Source organism: Telluria sp. RB2R28 (genome assembly GCF_059685835.1).
The window spans coordinates 431330-448482 of sequence record NZ_JCASIK010000004.1 but is presented as its reverse complement, the minus strand read 5'-3'; the positions used below and the strand labels follow the sequence as shown (position 1 = coordinate 448482).

The window sequence follows — 17153 nt, the reverse complement described above, 5'->3', positions numbered from 1 at the left end:
GCCGACTGGTTCAGGCAGCGTCGCCAGGTGTGGCGGCGGCTGCCTGTGGCGGCGCCAGCAGTAGCTTGAGCCGCCCTTCCAGCACCCGGAACTCAAACGGCGTCGCCATTTTGCTGACTTCGCCATCAACGGCGACCTTCAGGCGCTTGCGCCCGTATAGCGACGGCGTGCGCACGGTCATGCGCTTGAACGAAAATGCCACGACGTCGTCGGCGTTGCCCAGCTTGCCAAGCGCGCCGCGCACCAGCAGGCCCAGCAGACCGAGTTTACCCATCGGCTTGGGCGCCAGCGCCGCCAGCTGGCCATCCTCGACCGCATCGGTCAACTGTTCCATACCGACCTGTTCCATCTGCAGCCGGTTATTGCCCACGAACAGCGTCGTCGTGCGCAAGCGCTGCTCCTTGCCGTCGAGCTCGAGCCGAATCTGCAGGTGGCGATGCGCCCGCAGCGCCATCTTGATGGCCGACAGAAACGCGACCACGCGGCTGCGTCCGAACTCGCGCTTGTCGTGCTCGCGTTCTTCGAGCAGCGCCGGGTACAGGCCAACACTCGCATTGACCAGGAATATCTTGTCGTTGAGCATGCCTACCTGCACCGGCTTGATCTTGGCGCGCAGCAGCGCGTGCACGGCCTCGGCCAGGTCTTCCGGAATCCCGTGGGTGCGCCCGAAGTAGTTGAAGGTGCCCTGCGGCAGTACGCCAAACGCGCACCCTGCCAGCACCGCCTGATGCGCGACCGTGTTGATGGTGCCATCGCCGCCAGCAGCCACCAGTACGCCGCCGCTGGCGACGGCCTTGGCCGCCATGTCCTTTGCGATCTGTTCGATGCGCTCGGGCTCGTCCACTACTTCCAGATGGCATACGCGGCCACCGGCGTCCATGACCTCGTTGATCGTGGAAATGCGCATCTCGGTTTCGGAATGACCCGACCCCGCGTTCAGAATAATGAAGAAAGGAGCGTCAGGTAGCAACTCGGTGGCTGGCATCGCAGGGTCGTTTCGGTAAGAGGTGGTTGATCGAGAATGCAGCCATCGTATCACCGGCATTGACGCCGCTGGGTGCGTTACACAACGCTCGCGTGCAGGGCCCAGGGCCCTGAGCATAGGATGCGAACCATGAACGAAATTCATCGTTGAATGAGTTAACATCACTTTTATTCAATCGACTGACTGGTCATAATCGACGGACCGGGCACACACAGGTGTGCTCTCAATCCCGGAGCAGCTGGCTATGATGAATGAAGATTTTACGTTTGCGATCAAGACCGTTCGGTTCGATGAACATTACCGCCCGGCCGACGGCACGCGAATCACGACCAATTTCGCGAACCTGGCCAGGGGAGAACATCGGCAGGACAATCTGCGCAAGGCCTTGAACATGATGGACGCGCGTTTCAATGCGCTGGCCCAGGTGGACAATCCCAGGGGAGATCGTTATGCCCTCGAGCTCGACATCGTGTCGGTCGAGATGGCGGTGTCGGCCGAAGGCGGTGGTGATGCGTTCCCGCTGATCGAAATATTGAAAACCACTATCGTCGATCGCGAGACCAATGAGCGCATCGAAGGCATCGCGGGAAATAATTTTTCTTCGTACGTGCGCGATTATGACTTCAGCGTCCTGCTGTCGGACCACAACAAGGATCGACAGGAATTTGGCGTCCCGGATAACTTTGGCGACCTGCACGGAAAGCTGTTCCAGTGCTTCATTGCGTCGGCGGCGTATAAAGAACATTTCGGCAAGCCGCCGGTGATCTGCCTGAGTATTTCAACCAACAAAACGTACCACCGCACCGAACATCAACATCCTGTATTGGGCGTGGAATACGTTCAGGATGAACCCTCCCTGACCGACCAATACTTCAGCAAGATGGGACTGCGGGTGCGCTACTTCATGCCGCCCGACAGCGTTGCACCACTGTCCTTCTATTTTGTCGGCGATCTGCTGGCCGACTACACCGATCTGGAACTGACAGGCACGGTCAGCACGATGGAAGCGTTTCAGAAGATTTACCGGCCCGAGATCTATAACGCCAATGCTTCGGCAGCGAAACACTTTCAGCCGAAATTGAAACACCAGGATTATTCACTGACGCAGATCGTGTACGACCGGGAAGAGCGCAGCCAGCTCGCCGTCAAGCAGGGGAAATTTGCTGAAGAACACTTCATCAAGCCATTCCAGCCAATCCTCGAGCGCTGGGCCGCCAGCTACACCTTCTGAAGACCAAACACGCAAAGCGATCTGACATGAAAAAATTGTTACCCACTTCAACCGCCGGCAGTCTGCCGAAACCCGCCTGGCTCGCAGAACCAGAAACCCTTTGGTCCCCCTGGAAACTGCAAAACGAAGAACTGGTCGAGGGCAAACAGGATGCATTGCGCCTGTCACTCGAAGACCAGCAACAGACAGGCATCGATATCGTCAGCGATGGCGAGCAGACGCGCCAGCATTTCGTCACGACCTTCATCGAACACCTGAACGGTGTCGATTTCGAAAAGCGCGAAACGGTCAGGATCCGCAATCGTTACGATGCCAGCGTCCCGACCGTGGTTGGCGCCGTGAGCCGCCCGAAGCCGGTGTTTGTCGACGATGCCAAATTTTTGCGTCAGCAGACGGACAAGCCGATCAAATGGGCCCTGCCCGGCCCGATGACCATGATCGACACGCTCTACGACAGCCACTACAAAAGCCGTGAAAAGCTGGCCTGGGAATTTGCAAAAATCCTGAACCAGGAAGCGCGCGAGCTGGAAGCAGCCGGTGTCGACATCATCCAGTTCGACGAACCGGCGTTCAATGTGTTTTTCGATGAAGTCAACGACTGGGGCATCGCCACGCTGGAACGGGCAATCGAGGGCCTCAAATGCGAAACGGCGGTCCATATCTGCTACGGCTACGGCATCAAGGCCAATACGGACTGGAAAAAGACGCTGGGATCGGAATGGCGCCAGTACGAATCCATCTTCCCGCAGTTGCAGAAATCGAACATCGATATTGTCTCGCTGGAATGCCACAACTCGCATGTCCCGATGGATCTGCTGGAACTTATTCGCGGCAAGAAAGTAATGGTTGGCGCGATTGACGTGGCGAGCAATATCATCGAAACGCCGGAAGAAGTGGCCAATACCTTGCGCAAGGCGCTGAAGTTCGTCGACGCCGACAAGCTGTGCCCTTGCACCAATTGTGGAATGGCACCGTTGTCGCGGCACGTCGCGAAAGCCAAGCTGGCTGCGTTGAACGCGGGCGCCGAGATCATTCGGCGGGAACTGTCAGCCTGATCGGGTGACGTTCTCGGGCCATGCAGGCCGAGTGTAGACAGTGCAATCCTACATTCGCGCCAGCTTCGGGACTATTCGTGCGCTGAAGGTAACTGCCTATCATGAGGCTATATTTCATGACAAGGAGATCAGCATGGCCATGCAAAATGAAGACAATGGCGTCAACGCACATCGTGATCAGCAGCGTATGGGTGACGGCACGGGCAACGACGATGCCGTGGGCAAACCGCCTGCAACTGAAGACGACCAGCAGGCCGCGATGCCGCCAAGTGAGACTGACGACGACCAGTACGACCAGGGGACCGTGAAGCGCGAAAGCTGAGCGTCGTTGTTCAGATGGTGGCGGCCAGATAGCCGCTACCGGATGCCTGTAACAGCATCCGTATCACCCGCCACCTACCCGGCGCGTCGTCATTCGTCGGCCAGTGACCTGGCAGCATACGACCGCATTACGCGGGCTCCAATCGGGGTCAGGTCTGACATTCAGACACGAGCTCAACAATAGGTCTATCCGTGATAGCCCTCGTGAAGGACCAAGGTAGAGTCCGGGTCCAAATGTCAGACCTGACCCTCACATCGTGTTGGCCGCCCAGCGCAGGATAGCAGGGTGCTGAGCTGAGGAAATTACGGACTGTCACCACAGGCAGGAAACAACCCAAAGCAGACAGTTACAGCTCTGCTTGATGCTCAGTCGGGCATTACCTCAACATTTTCCCCGAACTTGGCGAACTCATGAAAGATGTCATCGAGATAAGTAGCTAGGTCTTGCACTACCAAGTTCGACGGGATCACCACATCGTTCAGCCGCGCTCGCTTCCCCAGCTCTGAACGATACACGACCCAGAATTCGTTCTCACGTCGCACGTCTACTTGAAAGCGACCGTAAATATTGAATTTCATCGTGCCATTGCTCGTGGTAAGCGATTAGATAGCGTTACAAAACGACGGTCTTCTCTTGGCCGACCCAGACGTCGATCATCGTAGCAGGTTGCCAAGATCGAAATGCTACCAATGACCGGTTTCTACCCGCGAGGCACATGCAACCGCATCCGCAGCCCCCTTTACCCGCCCGGCGCGTCGTCCGCCGTCGGCCAGTGATCCGGATCCTGCAGCAACTGGTACATCACGTAAGCATCGATATAGCCCAGGCGCTTGTGGCGAAACGCCTTGGGCAGCGTCCCGACAATCGAAAACCCAAGCTTCTTCCACAGGCCGATGGCCGGTCCATTGGTGCTGACCACATGGTTGAATTGCATCGCCAGATAGCCGCGGCTGCGCGCTTCATTCAGGCTGTGCTGACCCATCGCGCGGCCCACGCCAGCGCCCTGCGCCGCCGGGTTGACCATGTACGAGGCATTGGCCACGTGGTGGCCGCGCCCGACCTGGTTCGGCACCAGGCGGTACATGCCCAATACCCGGCCGCCCGGACTCACCGCGACAAAACTGCCCACGCCCTCACCCAGCCAGTAGTGGTAACCGGCTTCGCGGGACGTCGCCGTGCTGAAGACATAGGTTTCACCTGCCTCGATATGGGCGCAAAAAATAGCCCAGATCGACTCAAAATCGGCGTCGAGCGCAGGGCGAATAACAAGGTCTTTCACAACAATCTACGGGAGTGCCAGGACAGGGCGGTCCGCTATTTTGCCTGAAAAACCACGAATTATCACGCGCTACATTGACAGTTTAGCCACGGCCGAGACGGAAGTCGGCGCTGTCGGGCCGGCCCGGCAGATGCAGGCGGCTGGCCGCCGCTGGCGCTTCGGACACGACCTGACCGCGCCGCAACACGAGGCGGCGCGGGGCGCGCAGACGGATCGCTTCCACCGTCGAGCCGGCGTCGAGGATCATCAGGTCGGCGTGGCAGCCCGGCGCCAGGCCGTAGCCTTCCAGGCCAAGGATGCGCGCAGGCGTCTCGGTAATGGCGGTAAAGCACGACTGCATTGCTTCCAGCCCCGTCATCTGCGCCACGTGCAGCCCCATGTGCGCCACCTCGAGCATGTCGCCCGAGCCCATGCCGTACCACGGATCGAGCACACAATCGTGGCCGAAGGCGACATCGACGCCCGCTGCCATCAGCTCGGGCACGCGCGTCATGCCGCGCCGCTTCGGGTAAGTATCGTTGCGGCCCTGCAGCGTGATGTTGATGAGCGGATTGGCGATCGCCGCCACGCCGCTCTCCGCGATCAGCGGAATCAGCTTGCTCACGTAATAATTGTCCATCGAATGCATCGACGTCAGATGCGAGCCGGCCACCCTGCCCTGCAGCCCCAGGCGCTGCGTTTCATATGCCAGCGTTTCGATATGGCGCGACATCGGGTCGTCGCTCTCGTCGCAGTGCATGTCCACGCGCAGGCCCTGCTCGGCCGCGAATTCGCACAGCAGGCGGACGGATTCGGCGCCCTGCGCCATCGTGCGCTCGAAGTGAGGAATGCCGCCGACGACATCGACGCCCATGGCGATCGAGCGCTTCAGGTTCTCGAACGCGTTGGCGCTGCGCAGCAGGCCGTCTTGCGGGAAGGCGACCAGTTGCAGGTCGAGATACGGCGCGACGCGGCGCTTGACTTCCAGCAGCGCCTCAACCGCCAGCAGCCGGTCGTCGCAGACGTCCACGTGGGTGCGGATCGCGAGCAGGCCGCGCGCCACCGCCCAGTCGCAATAACGCAACGCGCGCTCGATCAGCGCATCCTGGCTCAGTTGCGGTTTCAGTTCGCCCCACAGCGCGATTCCTTCCAGCAAGGTGCCGCTCTGGTTGACGCGCGGCAGGCCGTAGCTCAGCGTGGCATCCATATGGAAGTGTGCATCGACGAATGGCGGGCTGACCAGGTCGCCGGCGGCGTCGATCTCGCGCACGCCCCGTGCGGCCAGTTGCGGCGCCAGCGCCGCGATGCGGCCGTCCAGAATGCCGATGTCGATGCCGGTGCGGCCATCGGGCAGCGTGGTATTGCGGATCACGAGGTCCATGGTGACTCCATTGAATGGTTGTCCGATTGTAGCAACTGTGGCACAACCATATGGCAATGCTGCAACGCAATATCATCCGCGCCGAATAAGCGACCATCGTTCATTGCACCGGCCAACAATCGTGGGTACACTGACTTTATTGCAGCGCGCCATACTTGATAGATAGGAAACTTCATGACCTCACTCTCCGAGCAGTTGTCCGCAGCACCCAACAATTACCTGACTGCACCGATGAACGCTCAGCTCACGGTGCTCAATGCACTGGCCACCCAGGCAATCGACAGCGCCAGCCGCATCACGGCGCTCAATCTGACCACGTCCCAGGAAGTCCTCGAGCGCTCGGCGCAGACCGCCCGCCAGCTGATCGGCGCGCGCGATGCGCGTGACCTCGCCGTGCTGCGCAGCCATGCCGAAGAACAGGTGCACAGCCTGTTTGCGTATAGCCGCGAATTGCTCGGTATCGCTGTCGGCGCCCAGCCATTCCTGCTGCGCAGCGCAAAGCCCGCACCGGCGCCGGTCGCTGAGATGGCGCCGGTCGCCGAGATGGCGCCGGTCGCCGAGATGGCGCCGGTCGCCGACATGGCGCAGGCCGTCGTCGATGCCGGCAAGGCCACCGCCGACACCGTGCAGGCAGCAGCCGAGCGCACGATCGATGCCGTTGCAGCAGCGCCAACGCCAGAACCCGTCGCCGTCGCACCGGCGCATGTTGCCGAAGCGCCCGAGCCGGAAGTCGAAGCAGCGCCACAGGCAGAAGCAGCGCCCCAGCCTGCCCCGGCCATTGAGGCGGTGGCCAGCGTGCTGCAGGAACCAGCACCCGATGACGCGGCGCTGAATGTATTGTCGAGTCCTGCAGCCAAGCCCACGCCGATCGCCCAGGCTGCCGGCAACGGCGCCGTCCTGGCCGCGACGCCACCGGCGCCAGCGGCCGCGACGATCGAGCGGCGCGACCCGGACGCCCCTGCCACGGCGGCCACGCCACGCCGGCGCCGCAAGTAAAGCAGCGGCTCACGCCAACGCCGACAAGGCATCGGACAAGCGCGGCAACAACGGTGCCGCTGCGCCAAACAGGCGAAACGATTACACTAGCGGACTCTCGCCCTGATGCCGTAGGGTGGACGGCTCTGCCGTCCACGCGTTCAAATCACGCTGATACCGTAGCGGCGTGTTCAAATCACGCTGATTTCGTGGCGGCGTGTTCAAATCACGCTGATTTCGTGGCGCATTGACATTGGTTGAACGCGTGGGCGGGGACCCGCCCACCCTACGCCGGCATCAGGGTTACGGCCCGCTTTTTTTTCGGGCGCAACCGCAAGGAATTCGAATGAGTTTGTCCAGGCTGATCGGCGGCTTCGTGCGCCGTCATTGGCAATCCTATGCCTCGTCGGCCGTGATGCTCGTCGGCGTCGCGATCTGTACGGTTCTCATCCCCCGCAAGGTCGGCGCACTGGTCGACGCGCTCGCCAACAACCGCCTTGGCGAGCAGGACCTTCTGCTCGGCATCGCCCAGGTTCTCGGCCTGGGCGTGGCCATCTATGTGCTGCGCGTGTGCTGGCGAATCCGCCTGTATTCGGCCGCCTACCAGCTCGGCGTCGAGCTGCGCACGCGCCTGTATGCGCGCCTGGCCGCGCAAGGCCCTGCCTTCTACCAGCGCCAGCGCACCGGCGACCTGATGGCACTGGCCACCAATGACATCGACGCCATCGAGATGGCTGCCGGCGAGGCCCTGCTGGCCGCGTTCGACGGCACGCTCACGCTGGTGATGGTCCTCGGGATCATGACACTGGGCGTGGACTGGCGCCTGGCGCTGGTCGCGCTGCTGCCGTTCCCGCTGATGGGACTCGCGTTCTGGTACATCTCGACCCACATCCAGAAGGCCGAGGGGGATGCGCTCAAGGGTTTCTCGAAGCTGAACGACCATGTGCAAGAGTCGCTGTCGGGCGTGCGCACGCTGCGCGCCCTCGGCCTCGAAGCGCGCAGCAGCACCCAGTTCGGCGTGCTGACGGCCAACGCGGCCGAGGCCAGCCTCACCGCGCAGAAATGGGAAGCGGCCTACGAGCCGGCCGTTGGCCTGGCGCTGACTGCCGCCACCGGCCTGACGCTGGGCCTGGGCGGCTACCTGGTCTGGCAGAACGAGCTGACGGTCGGTGCGCTGACCAGCTTCACGATGTACCTGGGCCAGCTGATCTGGCCGATGTTCGCCGCCGGCTGGGTGGTCACGCTGATCGAACGGGGCCGCGCCGGCATGGCGCGCCTGCAGCCGCTGCTCGAGGCGCCGCTGTCGGTCGAAGACGCTGGCACCATCGACCAGGTGGGCCAGGGCCCGCTGGTACTTGATGGCGTCACGTTCACGTATGGCGTGAACGGCGCTGGCCAAGACGGCGCGTCCGCTGACGACACGGCGCAGGCGCCTGCCCTCTCCGGCGTGTCCGTCACGCTCGAACCCGGCCAGACGCTGGGTCTCGTCGGTCCGACCGGCTCCGGCAAATCGACGCTGCTGCGCGTGCTGCTGCGCCAGGCGACGCCGCAACAGGGCCAGGTGCGCTGGGCCGGGCAGCCGCTCGACGCCTATCGCCTGAGCGCCCTGCGCAGCGCCACCAGCTGGGTGCCGCAAGAGTCGTTTTTGTTCTCGTCCACGATTGCCGAGAACATCGCGCTGGCCCGGCCTGACGCCACGCGCGCCGAGATCGAAGGCGCCGCGCGCATGGCCGCCATCCACGACGACATCCTGCGCTTCCCGTATGGTTACGACACCCCGGTCGGCGAAAAAGGCATCACGCTCTCGGGCGGCCAGCGCCAGCGCGTGGCGATTGCGCGTGCGCTGCTGGCCGACAATCCGCTGCTGCTGCTCGACGACGCGCTGTCGGCGGTGGACACCGGCACCGAAACGCGCATCCTCGAACACCTGGCCGAACTGCGCCGGGCGCGGCCCGAGCGCGCCGCCATCATCGCCAGCCACCGCCTGTCGGCAGTGGTCGGGGCCGACCATATCGTGGTGCTGCGCGCCGGACGCGTGATCGAAGCCGGCACGCACGACGAACTCTTGCTGCTGGATGGCTGGTACGCCAGCCAGTGGCGCTATCAACAACTGGAGGCCAGCCTTGACGCAACCTGAAGCAACGCTGGACACAGCCGACGCATCCACCACCACCACCACGCCGCCGCCCAAGACCGATAACAGCCTGGAACGCGGCGTGATACGCGACCAGGCCAAGCTGGCCACGCGCCTGCTGCGCCGCGCCGCCGCGCCCGAACAGCGCCACCTGATCATCGCCACGCTGTGGCTGATCCTGGCGGCGGCTTTCGAAGTGGTCGGCCCGCTGCTGGGCAAGGCGCTGATCGACGACCACCTGCTCCCACGCAATCTCGACTGGCCGCAGATGGCTCTGCTGCTGGGCGGCCTGGTGGTCACCGGCTGGGTCTCGAGCTGGGTGCGCTACCTGCAGCTGATCCGCCTGTCCGGCGTGGCGATGCGCTCGGTGCAGCGCCTGCGCGAATGGGTTTATGGCCATGTGCTGCGCCTGCCGATGGCCTTCTTCGACCGCGCCATCACCGGTCAGCTGGTCAGCCGCGTGACCAACGATACCGAAGCCGTCAAGACGCTCTACATCCAGGTGTTGTACGTCATGCTCGACAATTCGATCGTCCTGATCGGCACGATGGTCGCGATGGCCTGGCTCGACTGGCGCCTGATGCTGATCGTGCTGTTGCTGGTGCCGGCGGTGGTCGGCATTGTCTGGCTGTATCAGCGCCTGTCGGCGCCGGCCGTCACCCGTGCGCGCGCCCTGCGCAGCGACATCAATGCGCAGATGGCCGAGTCGATCGGCGGCATGACCGTGCTCCAGGCCAGCAATGCGGAGCTGCGCTTCGGCGAACGTTTCCTCGTCACCAACCGCACCCACTACACGGCGCGCCTGGCCGAGCTGCGCGCCAACGCCTTCCTGCTGCGCCCTGCGCTGGATCTGCTCAACGTGGCCCTGCTGGCGCTGGTGATCTTCGCGTTCGGCCAGCGCGAGATCGGCGCGGTCGAAGTGGGCGTGCTGTATGCGTTCGTCAGCTACATCGCCCGCGTGGTCGAGCCGCTCATCCAGATCACGATGCAGTTCAGCGGCCTGCAGCAGGCGGTGGTCGCAGCCGCGCGCGTGAACACGCTGCTCGACGAAGCCGGCGCGCCCGAACACGACGTGGACCGCATCCATGGTCAGAATGCGTTTTCGCCCGACGCACCGGCCGTCAGCGTGCGCAACGTCGAATTTGCGTATGTTCCGGGCCAGCCGGTGCTGCACGACCTGTCGCTGGACGTTCCGCAAGGCGCGTTCTTCGGCGTCGTCGGCCACACGGGCAGCGGCAAGTCGACGCTGCTGTCGCTGCTGCTGCGCTACTACGTCGTCGAACAGGGCAGCATCGAGATCGGCGGCGTGCCGCTGGCGAAGATCGGCAACGAGCGCTTCCGCAACGAAGTGGGCCTGGTGCCGCAAGACCCGTTCATCCTGGCCGCCAGCGCGCGCGAAAACATCGACATGGGCCGCGGCCTGCCGCTCGAACGCCTGATGGATGCAGCGCGCGCGGCGCATGCGCACGATTTCATCAGCGCGCTCGAACAGGGTTACGACACGCAGCTGGGCGAAGGCGGCTCGCGCCTGTCGTCGGGCCAGAAGCAGCTGATCGCGATTGCCCGCGCACTGGCGGGCGAGCCGCGCATCCTGCTGCTCGACGAAGCGACGTCGCGCATCGACAGCGCGACCGAACAGGTAGTGCAACAGGCACTCGAAGAACTGCGCGGCAAGGTGACCATCATCGCCATCGCGCACCGCCTGTCGACGATCCGCGACGCCGACCGCATCATCGTGCTCAACCACGGCCGGATCACCGAAGCCGGGCCGCACGAAGAACTGATGCGCATCGAGGGCGGCCTGTACCAGCGCCTGTATCTGCTGCAGCAGATCGCCCTCTAGGACGGCACGCACCGACTGTGCGGCCGATTTGCCCGCCTCGGCTTATGATGACGGTTCATCATCACTGCACGCGATCATGACCTTACAACCGGCTGCAGTTCCGTCGTTCAACCAGCCGGGCCGCATGGCCCGGCGCCTGCGCGAGCATGACTGGAGCGTCTCGACGCTGGGGCCGCGCGCCACCTGGCCGCACAGCCTGAACCTGGCCCTGAACATCTGCCTCGACTCGCATTTCCCGATCGCGATCTGGTGGGGGCCCGACCTGATCCAGTTATATAACGACGCTTACCAGCCGATCATCGGCGACGACAAGGACGTCACAGGCTTCGGCGGGCCGGCCTTCGAGTCATGGCAGGAAATCTGGGACACCATCGGCCCCATGGTCGGGCAGGTCATGCAACAGGGCGAAGCCGTCAGGGGCGAGGATCTGCCGCTCTGGATCCGCCGTAATGGCATGCTGGGCCTCGCGCATTTCACGTTTTCGTACAGCCCGATTCGCGACGACAGCGGCGCCGTGCTCGGCATGTTCACGGCGGCCGTCGAAACCACGGCGCGCATGGACCTCGAACGGCGCCAGGCGTTTCGCCTGAAGCTGGCGCAGGACCTGCGCCAGATGCCGGGCCCGGACGCCGCGATGCAGGCGGCCAGCCTGGCGCTCTGCGACTACCTGGGGGCGCCGTTCGTGCGCCTTGGCGCCATCGACGCAGCCACGCGCTGCCTGGTCCTCGAACCGGCCACGCCAGATGGCGCCGCGCTGACGATTGCGCTGGACGGCCCGCGCGCCGCCTGGCATACGGCGCTCGATGGGGGTGCGCCCGTGCGGCTCGACGACCTGCGCGATCAGGCGCCAGTACCCGGCATCGCCTCGCTGCTGATCCTGCCGGCCATCAAGGATGGCAGCGTCGGCACGGTGCTGGCCGTCGGCAAACATGCGCCGTACCGCTGGACCGATGGCGACGTGCTGTCGGCCCGCGAAAGCCTGGACCAGATCGAGGGCGTGCTCAGTCGCCTGCGCGCCGAGCAGCTCGTGCGCCAGAACCTGGCCACCGAAATCGAACGCCTGCGCCACATGTTCGACCAGGCGCCCAGCTTCCTGGCCGTCACGCAGGGTCCGCAGCACATGTTCGACCTGGCCAATGCGGCCTTCGGGTCCCTGGTGGGCGAGCGCGACATCCTCGGCCTGCCAGTGCGCGCCGCACTGCCCGAGCTCGGGGGCCAGGGTTTCTTCGAACTGCTCGACGAAGTGTATGCAACGGGCGTGCCGTTCATCAGCCGGGGCATGCCGATCAAGCTCCAGCGCACGCCGGACGCACCGCTCGACGAACTGATGGTCGACTTCATCTACCAGCCGGTGCTGGACGCCGAAGGCACCGTCACCGGCATCCTGATCGAAGGCACCGACGTCTCGATGCAGTACAGCGCCCAGGCCGAACTGGTGCGCGAGCGCGATCTGAGCCAGCACGTGTTGTCGAGCATGAAGGAAGGCTTTGCCATCGTCGGCAGCGACCTGACGGTGCGCCAGGTGAACGACGAAGGCGTGCGGCTGGCGCGGCGCCCGCGCGAGGCGATTGTCGGCATGCCGGCCGGCGCGGTCTGGCCCTGGCTCGACGGCGACGCGACCGACGCGCTGTCCGGGCGCGTGCTGGCCAGCCACGCCGCCCAAATCCGGGACGTGCCGTTCGCCTGGCCGGACGGGCGCCAGGCGTGGATGGAACTGCGCATCTACCCGTCCCTCGACGACAGCATGGCGCTCTTCTTCCGCGACATCACCGAGCGCAAGGTGGCGCAGCGCCAGCTGCGCGAGGCCGACAGGCGCAAGGACGAATTTCTGGCCATGCTCGCGCACGAACTGCGTAATCCCCTCGCCCCGATCGGCGCTGCAGCCGACCTGCTGCGCATGGCGCACCTCGATGAAGCGCGCCTGCGCCAGACGAGCGGCATCATCACCCGACAGGTCAGGCACATGACAAGCCTGATTAACGACCTGATGGACGTCTCGCGCGTCACGCGCGGCCTGATCACGCTCGAACACGACATCCTCGACGCCAAGGCACTGATTGCCGATGCCGTCGAGCAGACCAGGCCCCTGATCGCTGCGCGCCGGCACAGCCTGGACGTGCACACGCCGCACGAACCGGCTTTCGTGCGCGGCGACCAGAAGCGCCTCGTGCAGGTGCTGGCCAACCTGCTGGGCAATGCGGCCAAGTACACGCCGGAAGGCGGCGAGATTGCCGTGTCGCTGGAGGTACACGGGCCGCTCGTGCGCTTCACGGTGCGCGACAACGGTATCGGCATGGCGCCGTCACTGATCGCCAGCGTGTTCGAGCTGTTCATGCAGGGCGAGCGCACGTCGGACCGCTCGCAGGGCGGTCTGGGCATCGGCCTGGCCCTGGTGCACAGCCTGGTCGAGCTGCATGGCGGCGCCGTGTCGGCGCACAGCGCGGGCCTGGGCCAGGGCAGCGAATTCACGGTCGTGCTGCCGGCCGTGGCGAGCGATGTCGATGCGCTGCCCGCGCCGGCGCACCGGTTGCCGGCGCCCACCGGACCGCGCCTGCGCATCATGGTCGTGGACGACAACGTCGATGCGGCGCAGATGCTGTCGATGTTCCTCGACGCGGCCGGGCACGACGTAATCACCGAACACAGTCCGCACGCGGCGCTCGAACGCGCGCGGGTCGACACGGTCGATGTGTTCCTGCTCGATATTGGACTGCCCGACATGGATGGCTACGAACTGGCACAGCGCCTGCGCCAGCGCGCCGGTGGCGCAGGCGCCACCTTCATCGCGATCACCGGCTACGGCCAGGAGTCCGACCGCGGCTCGAGCATGAACGCGGGCTTTTCGTACCACCTCGTCAAGCCGGTCGACACGCTGGAACTGGCGCGCCTGCTGGCGACGCTGGCCGAAAAGCCGGCCAGGTTCAAGGCCGGCTCCAGTTGACGCAGCCGCCCGGCGCGCCCGCCCCGCTCACCAGCAGCGCGCCGTGCCGGTACAGGGTAAGGTGATCCCGGACCGGGATGGCCATCACGACCACGCCCATCGCGCGGTCGCTCCAGACCAGGCGCCCGTCGACGGCGTCGAGCGCGGCAAACACTTCGCGCGGTCCGGCGCCCGGATGAAACACGACCGTGGTGAGGTTCTGGCCAGGCGGCGGTACCAGTGCCCAGCCACCGAGGGCCGCGCTGCCGGCGGCCAGCAGCACCAGGCCGACCACCGAAGCGCGCGCGCCCGTGCCGCCAGCGCCCGGCCGGCGCAGCCAGCGCAGGCCCAGCACCAGCGGCGCGATGCCGAACACGACCAGCCAGACCAGGTCCCACAGCAGCGGATCGGGACTGTCGACGCGGATGCGGTGGATGCCCAGCAGCCAGTGCGACAGCAGCGCATCGATCGCATGCCACGAGCCGAAGCCGGCCAGCATGGCGCCCGCCAGCGGCCGGCCCCAGTGCATTGCGCCGCGCCGCTGCGCGCGCCACAGGCCTGCCAGGCCCACAAGCGCCACCACGTACATCAGCAGATGAAAGTAACCGTCCCACAGCACCTGCAGGCGCAGGTCGTCCATGCCGGGCACGAGGCTGAACAGATGATGCCATTGCAGGATCTGGTGCAGCAGGATGCCGTCAAAAAAACCGCCTAGGGCAAAGCCCAGCGCCCCACCCCACCTGACCCACGGTGATTTCCACATGACCGGCCTCTACAGGGATAATCGTCCGGCCAGTATAGGGCGATGGTTCGACGGCGCACGCACGCTTGCCTGCGCTGCGTGGGACACTTGGAAACGATGCCGCTGTGTCATTTTTGTGACATTTCACGACAAATTGAATTTCTTGTTTGCAACAGCAATATAATGTTCCAAACCAACTTCCACCGGCTCTTGCCGGCGCGACGAAACCACGGCATGTTCGCTATCCTGCATCGCGCCTTGTCGCGCTCCCGATTCAACGCCGTGGCCTTGTCACTGTGCGTTGCGTCGGCCTGCGCGCTCGCCAGCGACAGCCCGGTGCTCGACGCGCGCCTGGCCGAGATCCGGGAAGCCAACCGCGTCGTTCCCGAACGCGCCCTGCCGATGCTCGAAGCCATCGAGGACGAAGCGCGCATTGCACCGCTGCCGCAGCGGATCGAATTCCTGAACCAGATGGCCGCCGCCCGCCACGGCATGGGCCAGCATGCCCAGGCAGTCGCGCTGGCCAACGAGCTCATTGCGCTGGGCCGCCAACACGATCACACCGGCGCACTGGCCAAGGGTCTGCTGATGCAGGGGTATGCCGCGTTCGCCCAGCACCGTCCGGGCGAAGCCCACCGCCTGATCTGGGAAGCCGAGAAACTGGCCAATACCACGAACGATATCGACCTGCGCGTGCGCACGGCGATTTCGTCAGGTGAATCGTATGCCGAAGAAGGCAATCTGCCGCGCGCCCTGCAGGGTCTGCAAAGCGCCGCCGCGCTGGCGCGCTCGAACGGCGATCCAATCCATATCGTGATGGCGCAGTACTCCCTGGCGCGCCTGTACGCCCGGATGCGCGAACCCGAAAAAGGCTTCGACGTGCTGGACGAGGCCTACGCCGCTGCGGCCAGCGCCAACTCGCCCGGACGTACGGCGCTGCTCAAGCGGATCGAGTACGGCCTGGCGATGGACACCGGCCAGAACGAGCGCGCCCTGCGCGCGCTGCAGGACGGCCTGGCGCTCGAACGCAAGATCGGCGCCACCAACCGCATCGCCGGCACCCTGGTCAACCTGTCGGACTGGTATCTCAAGATGGGGGATTACCGCAACGCCGTCGTCTACGCGCAGCAGGCGCTCGACGCGCTGAAAACCCTGAACGACCGCCGGCTCGACGCGATCGCGCACCTGAACCTGGGCCAGGCCTTCCTGGCCACCGGCCGCCTCGTCGAAGGCAAGCGCCATATCGAGGCCGGCATCGCCGGCTATGAAGAAATGGGCGACAAGCCCGAACTGCAAACCGCACTGGTGGAGTACGGCATGGCGCTCGAGCGCGTGGGCGACCTGCCGGGGGCCCTGAAGGCCTACCACCGCGAGCGCACGCTGTCGAACGAACTGTTCGAAAAGCGCCGCCAGCAGGCCATGCTCGAGCTGCAAGAGAAGTACGAGGCCGAACGCAAGCAGCGCCAGATCGAACTGCTGCGCAGCGAGAACACGATCAAATCGGCCGAACTCGACAACCGCCGCCTGCAGCAGCGCGTCTGGTGGCTGGTGCTGGTCGTGATCGCGCTGGCGGCCATCGTGGTGGGTCTGTTGTACCGCAAGGTGCGCCATGCAAACGCGCAGCTGCACGCCAAGAACTTCGAACTCAAGCAGCAGAGCGCGCGCGATCCGCTCACGGGCCTGTACAACCGCCGCCACTTCCTCGAGTACATGCGCGCACTGCCCCCATCGACGCCGTCAGCAGCCGGGGCGGACGGCGTCGGCGCGCTGTTCCTGCTGGACGTCGACCACTTCAAGCATATCAACGACACCCACGGCCACGCGGCCGGCGACACGGTGCTGACCACGATCTCGGCCAGCCTGGCCGAGATCCTGCGCGAGACCGACATGATCGTGCGCTGGGGCGGCGAAGAGTTCCTGGCCTTCCTGCCCTCGGTGCCGCGCCACCGGATGGACGAAGTGGCTGCGCGCATCCTGGGCGGCATCAACGCCACCGTCATCGATCATGCCGGCGTGCAGATCACCGTGACCGTGTCGATCGGCTTCGCGCCGTTCCCGCTTGCCGTCGGCAGGCAGGCCATGGCCTGGGAGCGCGTGGTCAACCTGGTGGACATGGCGCTGTACATGGCCAAGTCGCATGGCCGCAACCGTGCCTACGGCGTGCGCGGTTTCGCCGATGGCGAGCGTGTGAACCTGGATGTGATCGAGCAGAACCTGGAGCACGCCTGGCGCTCCGGCCAGGTCGACATGGCCATCGTGTACGGCGATCCGGACATGCCGCGCGCCGCCAACGCTTAAGTCGGCGCG

General features: G+C 64.7%; 13 protein-coding genes. 8 read left to right on the top strand and 5 right to left on the bottom strand.

Going from position 1 to position 17153, the window contains the following annotated elements; all coding sequences use genetic code 11:
• Positions 1-10: 10 nt before the first annotated feature.
• A complete protein-coding gene (locus tag AC56LV_RS17595) occupies positions 11-985 on the bottom strand; it encodes a diacylglycerol/lipid kinase family protein (RefSeq protein WP_499559517.1) in 975 nt (324 codons plus the stop codon).
• A 247-nt stretch (positions 986-1232) separates the two neighbouring features.
• On the opposite strand from AC56LV_RS17595, the gene AC56LV_RS17590 reads away from it, so the two are divergent.
• From AC56LV_RS17590 to AC56LV_RS17580, 3 genes are all read left to right on the top strand, one after another.
• Entirely contained in the window at positions 1233-2216 is a 984-nt protein-coding gene (locus AC56LV_RS17590; RefSeq protein WP_499559692.1) for a DUF1852 domain-containing protein, read from the top strand.
• A 26-nt stretch (positions 2217-2242) separates the two neighbouring features.
• Entirely contained in the window at positions 2243-3271 is a 1029-nt protein-coding gene (locus tag AC56LV_RS17585; RefSeq protein WP_499559516.1) for a methionine synthase, read from the top strand.
• A 133-nt stretch (positions 3272-3404) separates the two neighbouring features.
• Positions 3405-3593: a hypothetical protein gene (locus AC56LV_RS17580; protein ID WP_499559514.1), complete on the top strand. Its 189-nt coding sequence runs from the start codon at positions 3405-3407 to the stop codon at positions 3591-3593.
• 365 nt (positions 3594-3958) lie between these two features.
• Here the strand turns inward: AC56LV_RS17580 and AC56LV_RS17575 are convergent, their stop codons facing one another.
• The 3 genes from AC56LV_RS17575 to AC56LV_RS17565 all read right to left on the bottom strand — a co-directional run bounded on the left by AC56LV_RS17575 (position 3959) and on the right by AC56LV_RS17565 (position 6232).
• Entirely contained in the window at positions 3959-4171 is a 213-nt protein-coding gene (locus AC56LV_RS17575; RefSeq protein ID WP_499559513.1) for a DUF7661 family protein, read from the bottom strand.
• A 161-nt stretch (positions 4172-4332) separates the two neighbouring features.
• Complete coding sequence (locus AC56LV_RS17570) at positions 4333-4872, bottom strand: GNAT family N-acetyltransferase (protein WP_499559511.1); 540 nt, start codon at positions 4870-4872, stop codon at positions 4333-4335.
• Positions 4873-4954: 82 nt separating this feature from the next.
• Entirely contained in the window at positions 4955-6232 is a 1278-nt protein-coding gene (locus AC56LV_RS17565; RefSeq protein WP_499559509.1) for an amidohydrolase family protein, read from the bottom strand.
• A gap of 174 nt (positions 6233-6406) precedes the next feature.
• Here AC56LV_RS17565 and AC56LV_RS17560 point away from each other — a divergent pair, with 174 nt between their 5' ends.
• From AC56LV_RS17560 to AC56LV_RS17545, 4 genes are all read left to right on the top strand, one after another.
• Positions 6407-7228, top strand: coding sequence for a phasin family protein (locus AC56LV_RS17560; RefSeq protein WP_499559507.1), 822 nt, complete (start codon positions 6407-6409; stop codon positions 7226-7228).
• Between the two features lie 325 nt (positions 7229-7553).
• Positions 7554-9344 (top strand): ABC transporter transmembrane domain-containing protein, encoded by a 1791-nt coding sequence (locus AC56LV_RS17555; RefSeq protein ID WP_499559505.1) that lies wholly within the window; start codon positions 7554-7556, stop codon positions 9342-9344.
• A 79-nt stretch (positions 9345-9423) separates the two neighbouring features.
• Positions 9424-11184: an ABC transporter ATP-binding protein gene (locus AC56LV_RS17550; RefSeq protein WP_499559690.1), complete on the top strand. Its 1761-nt coding sequence runs from the start codon at positions 9424-9426 to the stop codon at positions 11182-11184.
• 76 nt (positions 11185-11260) lie between these two features.
• On the top strand, positions 11261-14125 hold the full coding sequence (locus AC56LV_RS17545; protein ID WP_499559503.1) for a hybrid sensor histidine kinase/response regulator: 2865 nt from the start codon (positions 11261-11263) through the stop codon (positions 14123-14125).
• Here AC56LV_RS17545 and AC56LV_RS17540 read toward each other — a convergent pair.
• Positions 14106-14867: a DUF2243 domain-containing protein gene (locus tag AC56LV_RS17540; protein ID WP_499559501.1), complete on the bottom strand. Its 762-nt coding sequence runs from the start codon at positions 14865-14867 to the stop codon at positions 14106-14108. The genes AC56LV_RS17545 and AC56LV_RS17540 overlap by 20 nt on opposite strands.
• Positions 14868-15080: 213 nt before the next feature.
• Between AC56LV_RS17540 and AC56LV_RS17535 the strand changes: the two genes are divergently transcribed.
• Complete coding sequence (locus AC56LV_RS17535; protein WP_499559499.1) at positions 15081-17144, top strand: tetratricopeptide repeat-containing diguanylate cyclase; 2064 nt, start codon at positions 15081-15083, stop codon at positions 17142-17144.
• Positions 17145-17153: the final 9 nt, after the last annotated feature.